Raw genomic sequence first — 15,360 nt, forward strand, 5'->3', positions numbered from 1 at the left:
ATAGCGCCGATATGGGTCTACGCTTGCTTGATGCAAGACGACCATCAACTGGCGATAGGCGCGAAACTGCCGAGCCGAGTAGAGATCGCCGCCGATAGCCTCGACGCGCTCACCTCGACGAGGTGCCCCGGCCGTCCGCCCCGCCCTGCGGAGGAGCCCTATGAACAGCAAAAACACCATCTGCCTCTGGTACGACGGCACCGCCCTGGATGCCGCTACGTTCTATGCCGCCACCTTTCCGAACAGTGCGGTCGGCCCCGTCATGCATGCGCCGGGCGACTACCCGTCCGGCCAGGAAGGCGATGTCCTGACCGTCGAGTTCACCGTAGCGGGCATCCCCTGCCTGGGTCTGAATGGCGGCCCCGCGTTCAAGCACAGCGAAGCATTTTCGTTCCAGATCGCGACCAACGACCAAGCCGAAACAGACCGCCTATGGAATGCCATCGTCGACAATGGCGGCGAAGAAAGCGCCTGCGGCTGGTGCAAGGACAAATGGGGGCTGTCCTGGCAAATCACGCCACGCATTCTGACCGCCGCAATGACCGGCCCCGACCGGGCAGCCGCCAAGCGTGCCTTCGACGCGATGATGGGCATGAAGAAGATCGATATCACAGCCATCGAGGCAGCGCTGGCGTCCTAGCAGACACTATTTTGTTGAATGCCGGGGCGTTGCGCATCGCCCCGGCTACAAGGCCCGGCGGCCTCGGCCGACTGCGCCGCATCGTGAACGATGCGACTCGCACATCCTTGCCTGCGGCGCCGAGCTTTCCAACACTCGCTACTCCTCGAAACGATCGGTGCCTTCCCGATCACCCCGGTAGCACTTGGCGACCGGAAACGCCGGCAACCAGGACTCGCGACGAACGACCCAGCTTTCATAGGTTGGCATCAACTGGTCCGGGGCATCCAGCGCCCCCAGGTGAACCTCGACCTCATCTCCGCTACGCGCGTAAACCGACGAGCCACACCGCGGGCAAAAGAATCGACCGGCGTACTCGCTCGCCTCACCCTCGATTGTCACCGCATCCTGCGCGAACACCGCAGCCGCATAGAACAGCGCGCCATGATGCTTGCGGCAGTCAAGACAGTGACAAAGCCCGACACGGTACGGGCGCCCTGTCGCCACAAGCCGAACACCGCCGCAAAGGCAACCACCTGTAAATGAATCCACGGGCTTTCCTCCTCGAGTAAAGGATCAAGGTTGACCAGCCGGAAGATCGACACGCATCACCAGCGCATCATTGCCATGCCCGCGCGGATCGGCTGCCAGCTTACGTACAGGGAGTAAAGGTTACGGGCCCCTTATTGCAAACGACGTGGTAAAGACTCGGCAATCTCAGCAACGAGATTGCTGGCCGGTCATTCAGCCCAGACGGGCCTGCAAGACGCTTCGAATTAGGTTCCGCTATAATGACCAGCACGTTGCGAACGAGGTTTTATCCATGTCCAATCTGACATTGGAAGATAAGAAGGCTTACTACGCTAAGGTCCGCCAATCGAACTATGCCGCTAGCCTGCGCCTGGAAGGCTTCGAGACCACACCAGCTGACGCTAAGCGCAAACTCCCAACTCGCGAAGCTGCCCTGAGAGCCATACGCGCTCGGCAGGCCTGATGCTCGATAAGTACGGCGTTGGTCAGGATCCTCTCTGCTACCCGGGCACCACGGTTCTACGCAACCGCTTCGACCTGACCGATGACCAAGCGCTTCACGATGCTGAGCGCACCCTCTCCGAAATCGCTGCGTCCGCTATCGATTTCGATCTTCCGCCTTACGACCTTCCGTATCTACAGCGTATCCATCGCACCTTGTTCGTAGACATCTACGAATGGGCCGGAGAGCTTCGGACAGTCGATATATCCAAAGGCAATACTCACTTTTGCAACGTGACTCGAATCGAGGCCGAGTCTGCGAAGCTTTTCAGGCGATTGGCTGAAGCCAACTGGTATGAGGGCATGACACGGCAGCAACTTACTTGTGCCGTCGCCGAGCTTTATGGCGATCTGAACATGATCCATCCTTTCCGTGAGGGGAACGGACGGGCGCAGCGGATCCTGTTCGACCACATCATCATCAATGCTGGCCACGAAATAAGCTGGTGGGAAGTCGAAGAGAGCGAGTGGATCCAGGCCAACGTTGACGCGGTCGTCTGCGACTATCAACTCATGACCGAGATTTTCCAGCGCTGTATCGGCCAGGCCATCAGATAGCGAGACCCGAACGGGACACTTGCGCGAAACCACCCCAAACGAAAAAGGGCTAGCCGAAGCTAACCCTTTGATTTCATTGGTGCCGGTGAGAGGAGTCGAACCCCCGACCTTCGCATTACGAATGCGCTGCTCTACCTACTGAGCTACACCGGCATCGAGCGGCGCATTATCTGATTTCGCCGATGCAGACTCAAGGCCCGCATCGGCTAAATGACGCTGCCGTCGTCAGCCGCTACAGCCCGGCGGTGGAGCCTGCCGTGGAGCTGTTGCCACTGGTTGTGGAGCGACTTGCGTCATGGTTGCTGCTCTGCTTGACCTGCTCAGCCATCTCCTGGCCTTTGGCGGACACCTTCTGGTAGCCCTCCTCAGCCTTGTGACGCAGCCGATCGGTCATGCGGTCGCTGACTTCCCCCAGCGCTTCGTCCTCACGGCGCGTCGGTGGCACCGCTGCCGCCAGCAGGGCACCAAGCGCGATGCCGATCGCACCGAGCGCCAAGGGTTGCTCCTGCAGCAGATGGTTGAAACCACCACGGGCACGGTCGGCGCCGCCGCGCAGGCGTTCGGATGCCTGGCGCCTGGAGTCGCTAGCCCGGCTGCGCGCATTGCCGAGCGACTCGGAAACGCTATGGCCCATCTGGCTGGCTTTCTCTTTGATATCGGCACCCTGTTGCTTGATACCCGAAGTTTTCGCGGAAAGCTTCTCACCCATCGACGGACCGGATGAGCTGGTTCCGTAGCCGGTCGTGCTGACATTCGAATGCGGCTGGCGGTTTTGCCCGGCCATCATCCAGAGCAGGCCGATGGAGGTCAGCACCGTCGGTACCGGATTGGCCTTCACCGTGTTGCTCAGGTTGGAGAAGAACTCGCCGCCTCCACCTTTCACGTAGCCCAGTGCCGTATCGATGAGCTCGCCTGGAGACAGCTTGTTTTCCAGTGCGTGGACAATGTTGCCGATCTCGGCACGCTGCTGGTCGATCTCCCGCTCCAACTCGGCGGGGTCCTTCTGTGCTTCGGCATCTATCTGATTACGAGTGCTCATGATGTGTGCCCCCTGACAGCTTCTTTATCCTTGTTGACCGAGTGGATGGTGCGCTCGGGCTTGAATGACGACGCCTCGAACTTCTTCTTGCCGGCGGACACCATGATCAGCCCGATCACCACCACGACACCGCCAACGATCAGCGCCGCAAGCCATGGCTCCATGACCTTGCTCAGGCCGTAGACGGCGGACATCAACAGAACGATGAAGCCTCCGAGCAGCACGGCTCCGCCGGTGGCGACGCTGGCGGCGCCTGCCTTGGTCGCGCGGAGGGATTCGTTCAGCTCAGCTTTGGCCAGCGCCAGTTCCTTGGTTATCAAGGACGGCACTTCGTGGGTCAGCTGCCGCAGCAGGCCACCTACCGAGGTGTCATTTTCGCTGCGCATGCCCGGTTCGGGTGTGCTGACCGTACTGGTGGTCGTCGTTGTTGTCTTACGTGCTTCGCTCATGGGTATAGCCCTCCGTCAGTACCTTTACCGTCTCGACTGGAATTGGCGCCTAGTCCGGTCCCTGAAGTGGAGCCCAGGCCAGTATTGCTGCTCGCACTGCCGACACCCGTAGAACCCATCCCCAGCCCTGCTCCGGTGTCCGCGGGCGTGGTAGTTGTGCTGGAGGTCGTGGAGCGGGAAGTACCGGCTACGGACGAGGTGCCCGCATTGCTGATGCTGCCAACTGTTCCTGGCTCGTCCGTGCGGAGGCGATCGTTGAGTGTCTTCTGATCGGATGACTGCTGCCCATCGTGGGAAGAACCACTGCGACCGCTGGAGGCTGAAAATGCGTTGTCCGAGGAGCCATAGTCACCCTGGCTGGCTCGCTTTCCGGAGGCGCGGGCGAATCTAGTCAGCCCGAAGCCCAGAGCGACGCTGCCGGCGATGAACAAACCCGGATTGTTGCGCGCCAGGCGATTCACGTCCTGGAAGAGTTCGTCCACGCTTTTGCCGCGCAGGTCATCGGAAAGCCTGACCATGCTCTCGGCCATGCTCGACACATAGTTGGAAAGCCCCAGGCGATCCTGCTCTTGCAACTCATCGGCCGCAGCCTTGGCGCTCTGGGCGACCTTCTCGAGCTCATCGGCAGCCGTCTCGCGGTAGCCTTCAAGCTGGCTCTTGCCTTGGGTTTTCACCTCGTCGGCAGCTTGCCTGGCCTTCGCCTTGGCATCCTCGGTGACGTGCCCAGAGGTCGAACCGGATGTCGACTGGCCTGTGCTCGATGTTGAGGTTGAGGTTGAGGTTGAGGTTGAGGTGTTGGTGGCGGAGTTGGGGCCGGTCTTGGGTTGGCCACCGTAACCGGTGATTTCTTCGTCGGGTGTCGTCATTTGGTTTCACCTTTGTATGGCTTGGCCGTAAGACCACGGTCCGTAGGAACACAGTCGCAGTAGTGACGGCGAGCTGCGTATTTAAGTGCGCACATATAAGGTGACCGGGCCCCAATTTTCGAGTTCCATTATTTCGAACCGCTCGAAGAGGCCGGGAATTTGACGAGACTTGAAACTTATGGTGATTCTTTTAATCATCGGCCTGATGGCAAGTTGACTACCGAACCGCTACGAGCCGCGTATCTCCTGCCTTTAAGCGAAGCGCCAGTATTAACAAGCGAAACGGCAATAGTCTCGAAATACTGGCTCGCATTAATCAAGGTCAACTTCGAGAATCGACAGCGAGCGAAACCGCAACCGACGAGTTGCACTGTTTGTTAGCGACGGCATCGTTCTTGGACGCAAAAAAAACGGGCCCGAAGGCCCGTTTCTTTTTACGCCGGTCGCCGTTACAGCGGACCGATGGTGGAGCAGGTTTTCTTTGCCGAAGCATATTTTTGCAGCGGTGCCAGCTGAGGACGGTACTTACCGCTCGAGACGTCCAGCGCCATGATGTTCTCACCCCAGCGAGGACCGGCAGCCCAGTAGGTGCTCGGGATGCAGTTCTCGGCAAGGTACGCCAGCAGTTTGTCGGTAGCGACTACAGCAGACGGAGAGAAGTCCGGAATGCCGTGCTCGCCCAGGTAACCGCGCAGCTTGTTGGCTTTCAGCCACTCGACCCACGGCTTGACCCGCTCGACACCCAGGTTCGGCGCAAAGGTTTCCGCGGTGTTGCGATAGGTGCCCGAGTAATCGCTATCCAGGTACTGGTGCGCTTCGTAGACCAGGTTGTTCTTCGGATCGCGCATCCACGGATCGTTGATCAGCTGGGTGTTGTACTTCTGCCAATGGAAGGCGCTCGAGTAGCGGTCACCGGCGATCATGATCCACTTGGTCGGATCGACCGTACGGATCGCCTGCCCGGCTGCCTGCGCAGTCTGTGGCCAAAGGTTGTTACCGGTGTTGTACGGCTCGTTCATCAGACCGTAGCCATACAGTGCCGGATGCTTGGAAACCTGCAGGGCGATCTTGCGCCAGGTTTCAGCGAACTGCGCCCGCGGTACTTCCGGCGAATTGATTACCTTGCCGTAGTAGCGGTAGTAGTTGTGCATATCAAGGATGACCTTGATGCCGTACTTCTGAGCGTAATCCAGGGACTGCTTGATGCGCGCCAGTTCGGCGGCGTCCAGCTCGGTACCCAGCTTGGGCTGGATTCGTTCCCAGAGGAAGCCCAGGCGCACCAGCTTGAAACCAAGACCGGCGTGACGCTTGTAGTAGGACTCGTCGGCGAAGGTGTAGCCCTTGTTGTAGATGCCCGGAACATTCGCCGGGTCGAACACGCCCGAGCCGAAGTTCACGCCGACCAGATCGATCCCGCTGCCATCACTGACGACCGGAGTCGTGGGTGCCGGAGCAGGTGCCGGGGTTGGGGCCGGGGCCGGTGCAGGTGTCGAAGTAACAGGAGCCGTCGGCGCGGTCGTGCCTCCGGTGCTGGACACCACGCTGATGGTCTTCGGATAACCAACAGCGCTGGCGGACAGCGTTGAGCCGCTCAGCATGACGGAAAGATGATCGCCCACGTCATAGACGGCGGCGACCTGGCGTACCTGGCCGTCGGCCAGTTTCACCGAAGCGCCTTTAACGAACGAGGCCTTGTTGGCTGTGGTGTCGGGAATCGAAAAGCCAGCAGCCTTGCGGTAGATGCCGTTTTCCCAATCCGAGTTGGTGAAGCTGTTCAACCCGGCGCTGTACGTCATGCCGGACGCAGGGGCAGTCGGCGCGGGGGCTGGTGCCGGAGCGGGTGCCGGCTGGGTTACGGCCGGCAAAGTGGTACCGGTTGTGGATGCCACGCTGACAGCCTTCGGATAACCGACGACGCTGCCAGACAGCGCGGAGCCGCCCATCATGATCGAGAGGTTGGCACCCGTGTCGTAGACAGCGGTGATCTTGCGCACCTGGCCGTCCGCCAGCTTCGCCGACGCACCGACAACGAACGCAGCCTTGTTGGCGGCAGTATCCGGGATCGAAAAACCGGGCGACCGACGATAGATCCCGCGATCCCAATCCGTATTGCTGAAATTGTTTACCGCGACCGAGAGCGTGCCGCTCGGGGCAGTCACTGCCGGAGCCGGAGCCTTTGCAGCAGGCGCTTCTACGGAGGCGACCACAGTGCTGACGGTACGCGGTGCACCGACCTTGGCGCCGTCGAGCAAGCCACCGTCTACATAGAGGCTGATGTTGTTACCGACGACGTAGACCTTGGTGATCTTGCGAACCTGGCCATCGGCAAACTTGATCTGGACGCCCGGCTTGAATGCGGCAATCGCGGCGGAGCTTGCCGGGACGGAAAGAGCGGCGGTCCGGCGCCAGACACCGTTGAGGAAGTCGGAGCTGGTAAAGCTATTGATCTTGGAAGTGAAAGCGGCCGTGGACGAGGCACTTACCGTGATGCCAGCAGTCGCTTCGCCAGTGAAAACAACTGCACCGAACAGGGCGGCAAGGGCGATGGAACGAGCAAGTGCGCGAGGGGCACCCGTCAATACGTTGATAGACATTCAGTCTCTCCGGAACTTAATACTTCAAAAGGCCGAAACCTTTAAAAAAGTGGCGGGAGTTTTAATTAAGTCGTGCAGGCGCTTACTGGAGCAGAGGCATCACTTCGCGCAACCGGACGAACCGCGTTACAACGAACGCCGGATCACCAGTGGGGGGGAACCGGCAATCCGTTGCGTGGCGCCTTTATAATAGCTTTCAAAAACGATTCAAAATTTTTTTGACGGGTTTAGATCGCCAACTCTCCGTCACATTTTTGACCGGCCATTAATCCGCTATTAGAAGGTGTCTTTTTGCTATCAGCCATAATAGCCGTCCAGCCCCTTTAGCCCGTTTCGTTAATAGGCTGTCGGCGTCATTTTTTTGAATTAACCAGGTCACAGAACCTGAATTCTGCTATGGATCCAGCCGACGAACGGTCAGAGTAAGGCAGCCCTGTTTCCGGTCGGCTTATAAGAGAGGAAGCGGTGTTTCCGCCCGCGTTATTCCTCGTCAGCCCACCGGCACATAAGGAACCGCTCATGACGCAGCAGAAATTCAAGGTTGGCGACCACGTCCGCTGGAACTCGGAGGCAGGCCATGTGACGGGGCGCATCGTCAAAGTGCATACCCAGGACACCGACTACAAAGGTCACAAGCGGCGTGCCAGTCCGGATGAACCGCAATACGAGATCGAGAGCGACAAGACGGACCACGTGGCTATGCACAAGGGCAGTGCGCTGAGCAGGATCGAATGATTGCCGCCGCGCCACGACAGATCTGGACGATTGGCCATTCCACCCGCGCCCCCGAAGCCTTCGTCGCGTTACTCGAGCACTACGGCATCGAGGCCATCGCGGATGTCCGCCGCTTCCCGGGTTCGAGGCGCTTGCCGCAATTCGCATCGACGAATCTCGAAGCCACGCTCCGCGAACAGGGGATTGCCTATCAGTGGATCGAGCAACTGGGCGGCAGACGTCGGGCCTCACCCGGGCCGAGTTCGAGCGCGTGGCGCAACGCATCCTTTCGGGGCTATGCCGAGCATGTGCGGACTGAAGAATTCGCCACCGGGCTGGAGCAGCTGCTGCGCCTGGCCGCCGAGCGACGTACCGCGATGATGTGCGCCGAAGTGCTCTGGTGGCGCTGCCATCGCTCCATCGTGTCAGATGTGCTGAAGTTGCGGGGAATAGAGGTGCTGCATATTCAGGACGAACAGCGCCTGACGGTTCATCCTTTTACGTCGCCGGCGCGACTCGACGATGGCGAGCTCACCTACGCAGAAACCGCCGGCGTGCCACTGAAAACGCCTGAAGGTCGATAACGCCGCGTGCAGTGATACATGGCGCACGCATCCGGTCTGGTAGCGCCCCGCTCCAGCATGCAGAACTTTCTCGTGTTTATGGCTTCCTATGAGCCAATCTCAGCCAAGCCGCACTCGAGGGAAACAATAGAGCCAGGCGGCTGGCCGACACCGCTGCAGACAGTGTCACGCTTGTACGCAGTCGATCATCAGGGAGGAGAGCTCGATGTCAGGCCTCTATCGAACAGGCAAGCGTACTCTGGCCAGGCAGTGGCTCGCGGGAGGCGCGTCGTCCAAGGTGTTCAAGGGCATGGCAACCCTGGCGGTCGGCAACGGGCTGGCCAGGATCGTTGGACTGGCCAGCATCCCGATTCTCACGCGGATCTACGCCCCGGAGCATTTCGGGGTGCTCTCGATATTCACCGCCCTGCTACTGATCCTCACACCGCTGCTGACGCTACGCTACGAACTAGCTGTACCGCTACCGCGCAATGACGGCGTCGCCATGACGTTGATGGCCATTTCGGCCTGCATGGTCGTTGTGATGACCCTGGCGCTTACAGGCCTGCTCGGGCTCGCAGGCCCGGCCATGCTGAAACTGGTATCAGCCGAGGCGCTGATACCCTACGCCTGGATTCTGGTCGCCGCGCTGTTCAGCGCCGGGCTGTATGAGGTGCTCCTGATCTGGGCGGTAAGGCGCCGCGCCTACCCTGCAATCGCACGCACTCAGCTCCAGCAGAGCGCCGTCGGTTCGATTGCAAAGATTGCGCTGGGATTAGTTGGACTGAAGCCGCTCGGGCTTCTGGCAGGCCAGGCGTTAGGCGCCGGCGCGGGGACGATGTCGCTGATTCGACTGTTCGGAGAGGACGTGAGGCGTTATTGGCGCCATGTCACGCCAAAACGGGCATGGTGCCTGCTGGCGTACTACCGGAGTTTCCCGATCTATCGGCTACCGTCACAGTTGCTGCAGATCTTCTCCAGCCAGGCGCCGTTGCTACTGACAGCCGCGCTTTACGATGCCCAGACCACGGGGCAACTTGGGCTGGCGATGATGACCTTGGCCTTGCCGATGAATCTTCTAGGCCACTCGACAAGCAAGGCGTACTACGCCGAAATAGCCTCCATCGGACGCAAACGGCCGGACGCCATCCGCCGCGTCACCTACTCGGTCATCAAGCGGCTGTTGCTGTTGGCTCTGGCGCCGACGCTACTGCTGCTGGTCTTCGGCGCCCCGCTGTTCGCACGGGTATTCGGGCCCCAGTGGACCCTCGCGGGCGAGCTGGCCTCGATACTGGCGCTCTACCTGCTGTTTCAGTTCATGCATGCTCCGGCATCCCACTTGCTCTCGGTGTTCGAGGGCCAGCGGCTGCATCTGATGCTGAACGTTCAGCGCACCACACTGACGCTCGCCGGCTTCGCGGCCGGCTATTTGTTCGATCTGCCGGTCACTACGGTGATGCTGCTTTATGCGATCGCCCTGTCAGCCCACTACCTGTTCAGTCTGGTCGTGACATTGCGAGTGATTCCACGCTAGGCAAGGCTACCGCTGTCTCGATCCGCCAGCCGCCCTTCCCTGGCCAGCCTGCTCGGGTGACCGTCAGGGTTCGCGCTTGAGCGCGTTCCAGCCGCCTACGCGACGTGCGCCTGAAAAAACGTTGCGCGAGAGGTAAAAAAAGAACAATGGGATGCCCACCGCGTAGCGCTTGAACAAGCGGCGCGGCTCGATGAGCATGCGGAACGCCCATTCCAAACCGAACCGGCGGAACAGCATCGGCGCACGCGGAAAGCGCTGGGCAGAAAAATCCAGGATCGCCCCACCACAGATCAGCAGCGCACGGGTATTCATCGCCTTCTGCAAATGCAGCGCGACATGCTCCTGCTTGGGCATGCCCATCGCCAGAACGACGATCGGAAAGCGCCCCGGCACATGGTGCTGGCGGTAGAACTCGAGGTATTCCTCGGCCCGCTTGAATCCATCGATAGCATGGAAGCTGCGATCCCCGAACAACTTGCGCGCGCCATCGCTCAGCCAGGGCTCGCGTGTGCCCATGGCGAACAATTCATAGCGATCCTCGGAATCGCCGACCAGATCCTCGATCAGTTCCGGAATGAAGTCGGAGCCGTTCAGGTTGGCTTTCGGATCGCGCCCATTGAACAGACAGGCGATCTTTATGCCGATGCCGTCGCGCAACAGGTAGTTGACCTGCATGAAACTGTCCAGCACCGATGTATGGCGCTGCGCGATGTTGTACCCGTGCTGGTTGAGAAAGCCCAGAATGGTAGGCGACTCACGCTTCTTCAGCTCGGAAATAAAAGGGCCGGTATCCGTCTCATCCAGTAGTTTCAGCTTCCCTATCAAAGGATCCATCCTTTTGGTGACGGGATTTTTCATAAGTAGCTTCTCTGTCTGTAAAACAAAAATGTGTATGTCGTGACCTTCGGCGCAGCACGCCTATTGCCGTGCCATCACCGTGTGGAAGATTTGCCTGAAAAACTGAACAATGCCGGCCCGTGCCGGACAAACGAAGCAGCCGCCTTCGCGGCATCTTCCACTTGGAATTTGAGGTAGTCAGATGTTAAGGACACGTAGCGCTTCGAAACGATCAAAAGGAATACTCCTCGGACTCGCGCTTGTGCTCGGGAGTGCCGCCAGCGAAGCAGAAAATATAGACCTGATCGGCCTGAACATCGGCGGAGCGGCGTTTTCTGGCAATGTGATACCAGGAAAATATAAAACAAATTATTTCTTCCCGGCACCCGGCTATCTGGAGCAATGGAAAGCCAAGGGCATCAAGACCATTCGCTTCCCTATCATGTGGGAACGTCTTCAACATGAACTTAACGGTGAACTTGATGATGATTATGCACAACTGATCGAGCAGACATTCGAGCAGGCCGCCGATAATGACATAGGTGTCATCCTCGATATACACAACTATGCCCGCTATCAAAAAAAGCTCATCGGAACCGATGCCGTACCGATATCGGCCTATGAAGATTTGCTCGAACGCATCGCCAAGCGCTGGAAGGACCAGCCCGGACTCTACGCTTACGACATCATGAACGAACCGCACGGCGCCGATGAATATTGGCCGGCCGCAGCCCAGGCCGGTATCGATGCCATCCGAAGACACGACAAGGAGCGCCCTTTGTTCATTGAAGGCAACTTCTGGTCCAGCAGTTATCGCTGGCCTAAATTCAATGATCCGCTGCTGCAATTGAAAGACCCCTCCGACAAGTTGATATTTTCCGCCCACCTCTACCTGGACAAACACGGTAGCGGACAATACAAGGAGCCGCTGGAGGATGACTTCGACACCATGCTGGGTGTCGAACGCGTCAAACCTTTTGTCGACTGGTTGATCAAGCACGGCAGACAAGGCCATATCGGGGAGTTCGGTATTCCTTCCGATGATTCACGTTTGCTCGAAGCGATGGATAATCTGCTGGCTTACCTGCAACAGCACTGCATTCCCATGACCTATTGGGCAGCGGGTTCGTCCTGGGGCAAGTACAAGCTATCGGTCGAACCGCAGGATGGCCGCGACCGCCCACAATGGGCGGTTCTGGACAAGTACATCGGCCAGGGCGATTGCAGCCGCATCGGGCCGATCCAGTGAGCGTCGGCCCGGTGCCGCGTCGAGCCTTCAGCCTTTCGAGGTGGGCGCCACCGGCGCCCATCTGCTCAGCACCGACCTGACCTTGCCGGCTAGCCTGGTCTTCAGGCTATAACTCTTGCGCAGCGCGTTGGCCTTGAGGTTATAAACCTGACCAGGCACGTACATCTCGTTGGTCTCGATGCAGTACACCGGCTTGCCGCTGAGTTTCATGATTTCAACCGCCTGCCTGACCTCGCTTTCGACGAACAGGCGCGCCAGCGGTTGCTTGGCATAGACCTCCGCTTTGAACTTGTGATGGATGTTCAGCCGACGACGCTCTTCAGCCGTGGGCAGATCGAGCATGTGCAGCGTTCCGTACTGCACGCCGTTGCGCGCCAACCACTCCTCCGTTTCGGCGCGATATTTCTCGAGCCGACTGGTTACCAGGTGCGCGACCTTGACAGAGGGCACGAACAGGGAACGCGTGCCTTTGAGAAAGGCCCGGTAGTTCGGCCCGTCGTCATTCTCCTCGTGGGTCGGGTCAACGCAGAGCACACCGTCGATATCCAGGCACGCCTGGGCCAGGAAGGGGTGGTGCATGATGTTCCATTCGAATACCCGCGGTTGCTCGACGAGCTCGAGGTGCACGTCCACGAGATGCCGATTGTGCCGTTCGGCAAACGCCGCCAAGGTCACGACGCTGCCGGCGTAGGTTGCGCGGACCTGTTCCAGTGCGACTTGCATCGACTTGCCCGAGGAGATGCTGTCGTCCACCAACAGAACCTTCTTGGCGTCCCATGGCTTGACTAGCTCGGCGAGCTTGTAGGTGCGGGTATTGCCTTTTTTCAGTTCGTCGTTGCGCAAAAACGAATAGAGATCCGTCAGTGGCAGGTTCTGCTTCAATGCAATGATGCTGGCGACCAGCATCCCGCTGCGCGGAATACCGATCACCAACTCGATATCGTCTGGAATCTGGCTGGCGCACTCGGTGCTGAGCCGCGACAAGTCATTCAGGCTTCGGTAATTCATCGAACACTCCTGCGCCCTGTTCTGGGCTCACCTGGAAAGCGAGCCGTCCTATCTATCCTTTAACGCCCCAGGGACGCGCGTAGTTGCTTGGTATGTGTATGCACGTAGTGCAATACATAAAGGGCGAACGCGTTGGGTTTCGAAAAATTCAGAAAACGCGTTCTGATATCCATATCTTCACGAATCGCCTCGAAGCGTCTCTTATGCGAGACACCACTGGTATCGAAGATACAAAGTGGGAAAGACAGCTGCATGACATCACGCTGCAGATCCAGGCCCTGCAGAAATTCGAGCAACAAGCAGTAATCGGCGGACAGTTTGTAGTCGAGCCGGAACTTGAACTGACGCAACCGCTCATTCTCGAAATACATCGTCTGGTGGCTGGCAGGCAAACCCAATGGCGCACGCTCGATTGGCCGTGCACTGGTGCGTTTCAAAACCCCACCGGCTTCCTGACGAAAGAAGTCGCCATAAATGAATTGCGGTTTGGTCGTCGCCTTCGACAGTTCATCGTTGATCCGCTCTAATACCGTCGGGTCAGCGAGCGAATCGCCACTATTGAGAAACAAGGTATAACCAGGCGTTTCAACTGCGCGCCGGCGACCTTTATCCATCGCGTCATAAATGCCCTTGTCCGGCTCGATGGTTATTTCGGCCTGACTGTCATCCAGACTGTTAAGCCACTCGCCACTGCCATCTTTGGATGCACCGTCGATCACGATCCAGCGAAAGTTACGGTAGGTCTGGTCGGTAAGGCTCCGATAGGTTTCCTTCAGGCCAGCCAGATTATTCCAGTTTATAGTTACGATACTGAAACGGACCATAATTCACCTGTTCGAGATTGGCTGTAAGAGGAGTATTCGCCGTCTGCAGCTTGGCGTAATAAAGAAAAAACGCCGCGGCCATGCCATATACATCGCCGGAAAACGTGAGCGCATTTGAAAGCGCGATGTTCAGCATGCTGACCACGAACGACAGTTGAAGCGCGGCCAGAAGACTGCCCTTGCTCGTACACTGGCGCATTATCCAGATGAAGCCGCCGTAGAAAATCAGCGCAACGATCGGGGTCAGGAATCCATAGCGATAATAGACACCGAATATGCCGACATCGGCGAGGTAGAAGTGCGAGTTATATATCCGTGAAAACCCACCATTCCATTGCAGCGACAGCGCGCCCATACCGATGTAATCGTTCGCGCCGATCGCATCCATGATAATCGCGACGGTCGTGTCACGCACTCCCGGCGCGGACGTCGCGTCGAACAGCAGCGCATCGAATCGAGCGTACTGCTCCTGATAGAACTCCGGCACCAGCAAGTAGGACACCACCAGGATCGCGAGCCCCAGCACGCTCATCTTCATCAGCGAGTCGATACGCTTGCGGAAGATCCACACCCCCGCCAACGCCCAGACAAGCATCGTCTGCCGGGTCTGCATGACCAGCCAGAGGTAGGCGACAAAGTAGAGCAGGATCAACAGCCTGCCGAGCGTCACCCGCTCCTTCATGCTGTACATCACCATGAAGGCCGCTACCGTGACGAACGGCGAGCCGATACGGAAGCGGTTCGGGCGCAGCAGGTCCTCGTATTGCGTCCAGTCGTCGACCGTGAAGGAAGCCACCTTGTTCTGCGGAATGATCCCCAGGTAATAAGCGAAGCCCAGGGTGGCGCAGAACAGCGCGACGTAAAGAAAGTACTTGCCCAGCTCTTCCTGGGTGGGCGCCGCCTTCAGCAGCAGGAACAGCGTGGGGAAGAACACCAGGTACTGGAAGAACCGCCGCTCCTCGAGCAACCCGTAGGCCAGCGGCTGGCCGAAATTCAGGTTGGCCAGCACGGCGGAAATCAGCGGCAGCAAGCAGCCCATGAAAATGATCCACAGGCTGGTCTTGGACTGATATACCCACTTCCATGCTACGAACAGGCAGGCCGTGGCCGCGATTACGATCAGCAGGAACAGCTCCTGGAAGTACGGAATCCCCGCCCGCTTGTCGTCCGTCAGGAAGAAGCAGGTGGAGTTCAGCAACAGCAGCATGAACAGCAGATTCTTGTACGCCAGAACTTTCCTTAACAAGCGCTTTCCCCATTCTCCAGGTGTGACGTGGCGAACACTGAACCGAGCCGACGCGATTTGAGCGCCGCGGCGGAGGTGGTTCGCCGCGGCCAGGCGTCATGTGCCATGGATGGACAACAACCGCGCCAAAAAAGTCCGCAGCTCTGGGCCTTATGTGGCCGCGGGCCATTCAGCCCGCGTCGTTGGTCCGGCCTGGCCCGCTATACGACACGCGTCCTTGCGCGATCG

16 protein-coding genes and 1 tRNA gene are annotated in these 15,360 nt (G+C 58.8%); 7 read left to right on the plus strand and 10 right to left on the minus strand.

The genetic code is table 11. From position 1 onward, the window contains the following. The first annotated feature begins 160 nt into the window (after positions 1 to 160). Positions 161 to 640 (plus strand): VOC family protein, encoded by a 480-nt coding sequence (locus KCX70_RS15865; RefSeq protein ID WP_212618107.1) that lies wholly within the window; start codon positions 161 to 163, stop codon positions 638 to 640. A 138-nt stretch (positions 641 to 778) separates the two neighbouring features. Here the strand turns inward: KCX70_RS15865 and KCX70_RS15870 are convergent, their stop codons facing one another. After that, entirely contained in the window at positions 779 to 1,171 is a 393-nt protein-coding gene (locus KCX70_RS15870) for a GFA family protein (RefSeq protein ID WP_021206634.1), read from the minus strand. A gap of 271 nt (positions 1,172 to 1,442) precedes the next feature. Here KCX70_RS15870 and KCX70_RS15875 point away from each other — a divergent pair, with 271 nt between their 5' ends. Further along, positions 1,443 to 1,613: a YhfG family protein gene (locus tag KCX70_RS15875; protein WP_102853428.1), complete on the plus strand. Its 171-nt coding sequence runs from the start codon at positions 1,443 to 1,445 to the stop codon at positions 1,611 to 1,613. Then, positions 1,613 to 2,209, plus strand: a complete 597-nt coding sequence (locus KCX70_RS15880) for a putative adenosine monophosphate-protein transferase Fic (protein ID WP_212618108.1) — start codon at positions 1,613 to 1,615, stop codon at positions 2,207 to 2,209. Before KCX70_RS15875 ends, KCX70_RS15880 begins: the two co-directional genes overlap by 1 nt. A gap of 77 nt (positions 2,210 to 2,286) precedes the next feature. Here the strand turns inward: KCX70_RS15880 and KCX70_RS15885 are convergent. The 5 genes from KCX70_RS15885 to KCX70_RS15905 form a co-directional block, all read right to left on the minus strand. Then, positions 2,287 to 2,362 (minus strand) — tRNA-Thr (locus tag KCX70_RS15885). Positions 2,363 to 2,441: 79 nt separating this feature from the next. After that, a complete protein-coding gene (locus KCX70_RS15890; protein WP_102853436.1) occupies positions 2,442 to 3,248 on the minus strand; it encodes a DUF3618 domain-containing protein in 807 nt (268 codons plus the stop codon). Continuing rightward, entirely contained in the window at positions 3,245 to 3,697 is a 453-nt protein-coding gene (locus KCX70_RS15895; RefSeq protein WP_021206637.1) for a phage holin family protein, read from the minus strand. The genes KCX70_RS15890 and KCX70_RS15895 overlap by 4 nt, the downstream gene beginning before the upstream one ends. Next, on the minus strand, positions 3,694 to 4,563 hold the full coding sequence (locus tag KCX70_RS15900) for a hypothetical protein (protein ID WP_212618109.1): 870 nt from the start codon (positions 4,561 to 4,563) through the stop codon (positions 3,694 to 3,696). Before KCX70_RS15900 ends, KCX70_RS15895 begins: the two co-directional genes overlap by 4 nt. 449 nt (positions 4,564 to 5,012) lie before the next feature. Beyond that, entirely contained in the window at positions 5,013 to 7,157 is a 2,145-nt protein-coding gene (locus KCX70_RS15905) for a glycoside hydrolase family 5 protein (RefSeq protein WP_212618110.1), read from the minus strand. Between the two features lie 519 nt (positions 7,158 to 7,676). Here KCX70_RS15905 and KCX70_RS15910 point away from each other — a divergent pair. The 3 genes from KCX70_RS15910 (at position 7,677) to KCX70_RS15920 (ending at position 9,968) form a co-directional block, all read left to right on the plus strand. Further along, positions 7,677 to 7,892 (plus strand): DUF2945 domain-containing protein, encoded by a 216-nt coding sequence (locus KCX70_RS15910; protein WP_102853680.1) that lies wholly within the window; start codon positions 7,677 to 7,679, stop codon positions 7,890 to 7,892. Further along, on the plus strand, positions 7,889 to 8,455 hold the full coding sequence (locus KCX70_RS15915) for a DUF488 family protein (protein WP_212618111.1): 567 nt from the start codon (positions 7,889 to 7,891) through the stop codon (positions 8,453 to 8,455). Before KCX70_RS15910 ends, KCX70_RS15915 begins: the two co-directional genes overlap by 4 nt. A gap of 205 nt (positions 8,456 to 8,660) precedes the next feature. Continuing rightward, positions 8,661 to 9,968, plus strand: a complete 1,308-nt coding sequence (locus tag KCX70_RS15920; RefSeq protein WP_212618112.1) for a lipopolysaccharide biosynthesis protein — start codon at positions 8,661 to 8,663, stop codon at positions 9,966 to 9,968. A gap of 63 nt (positions 9,969 to 10,031) precedes the next feature. Here the strand turns inward: KCX70_RS15920 and KCX70_RS15925 are convergent, their stop codons facing one another. Then, entirely contained in the window at positions 10,032 to 10,826 is a 795-nt protein-coding gene (locus KCX70_RS15925) for a WecB/TagA/CpsF family glycosyltransferase (RefSeq protein WP_238559711.1), read from the minus strand. Between the two features lie 241 nt (positions 10,827 to 11,067). Between KCX70_RS15925 and KCX70_RS15930 the strand changes: the two genes are divergently transcribed. Continuing rightward, complete coding sequence (locus KCX70_RS15930) at positions 11,068 to 12,054, plus strand: glycoside hydrolase family 5 protein (protein WP_249121651.1); 987 nt, start codon at positions 11,068 to 11,070, stop codon at positions 12,052 to 12,054. A 27-nt stretch (positions 12,055 to 12,081) separates the two neighbouring features. Here KCX70_RS15930 and KCX70_RS15935 read toward each other — a convergent pair whose 3' ends face one another. Genes KCX70_RS15935 through KCX70_RS15945 form a run of 3 tightly spaced genes read right to left on the minus strand, consistent with a single transcriptional unit; the run spans position 12,082 to position 15,132 of the window. Next, positions 12,082 to 13,062, minus strand: coding sequence for a phosphoribosyltransferase family protein (locus KCX70_RS15935; protein WP_212618114.1), 981 nt, complete (start codon positions 13,060 to 13,062; stop codon positions 12,082 to 12,084). Positions 13,063 to 13,121: 59 nt separating this feature from the next. After that, positions 13,122 to 13,886: a glycosyltransferase gene (locus KCX70_RS15940; RefSeq protein ID WP_212618115.1), complete on the minus strand. Its 765-nt coding sequence runs from the start codon at positions 13,884 to 13,886 to the stop codon at positions 13,122 to 13,124. Beyond that, the gene (locus tag KCX70_RS15945) at positions 13,849 to 15,132 is read right to left on the minus strand and encodes a hypothetical protein (protein ID WP_031310711.1); all 1,284 of its coding nucleotides are present in this window, start codon (positions 15,130 to 15,132) and stop codon (positions 13,849 to 13,851) included. The genes KCX70_RS15940 and KCX70_RS15945 overlap by 38 nt, the downstream gene beginning before the upstream one ends. Between the last annotated feature and the right edge of the window lie 228 nt (positions 15,133 to 15,360).

This window comes from Stutzerimonas stutzeri (assembly GCF_018138085.1).
GTDB classification, from domain to species: domain Bacteria; phylum Pseudomonadota; class Gammaproteobacteria; order Pseudomonadales; family Pseudomonadaceae; genus Stutzerimonas; species Stutzerimonas stutzeri_AI.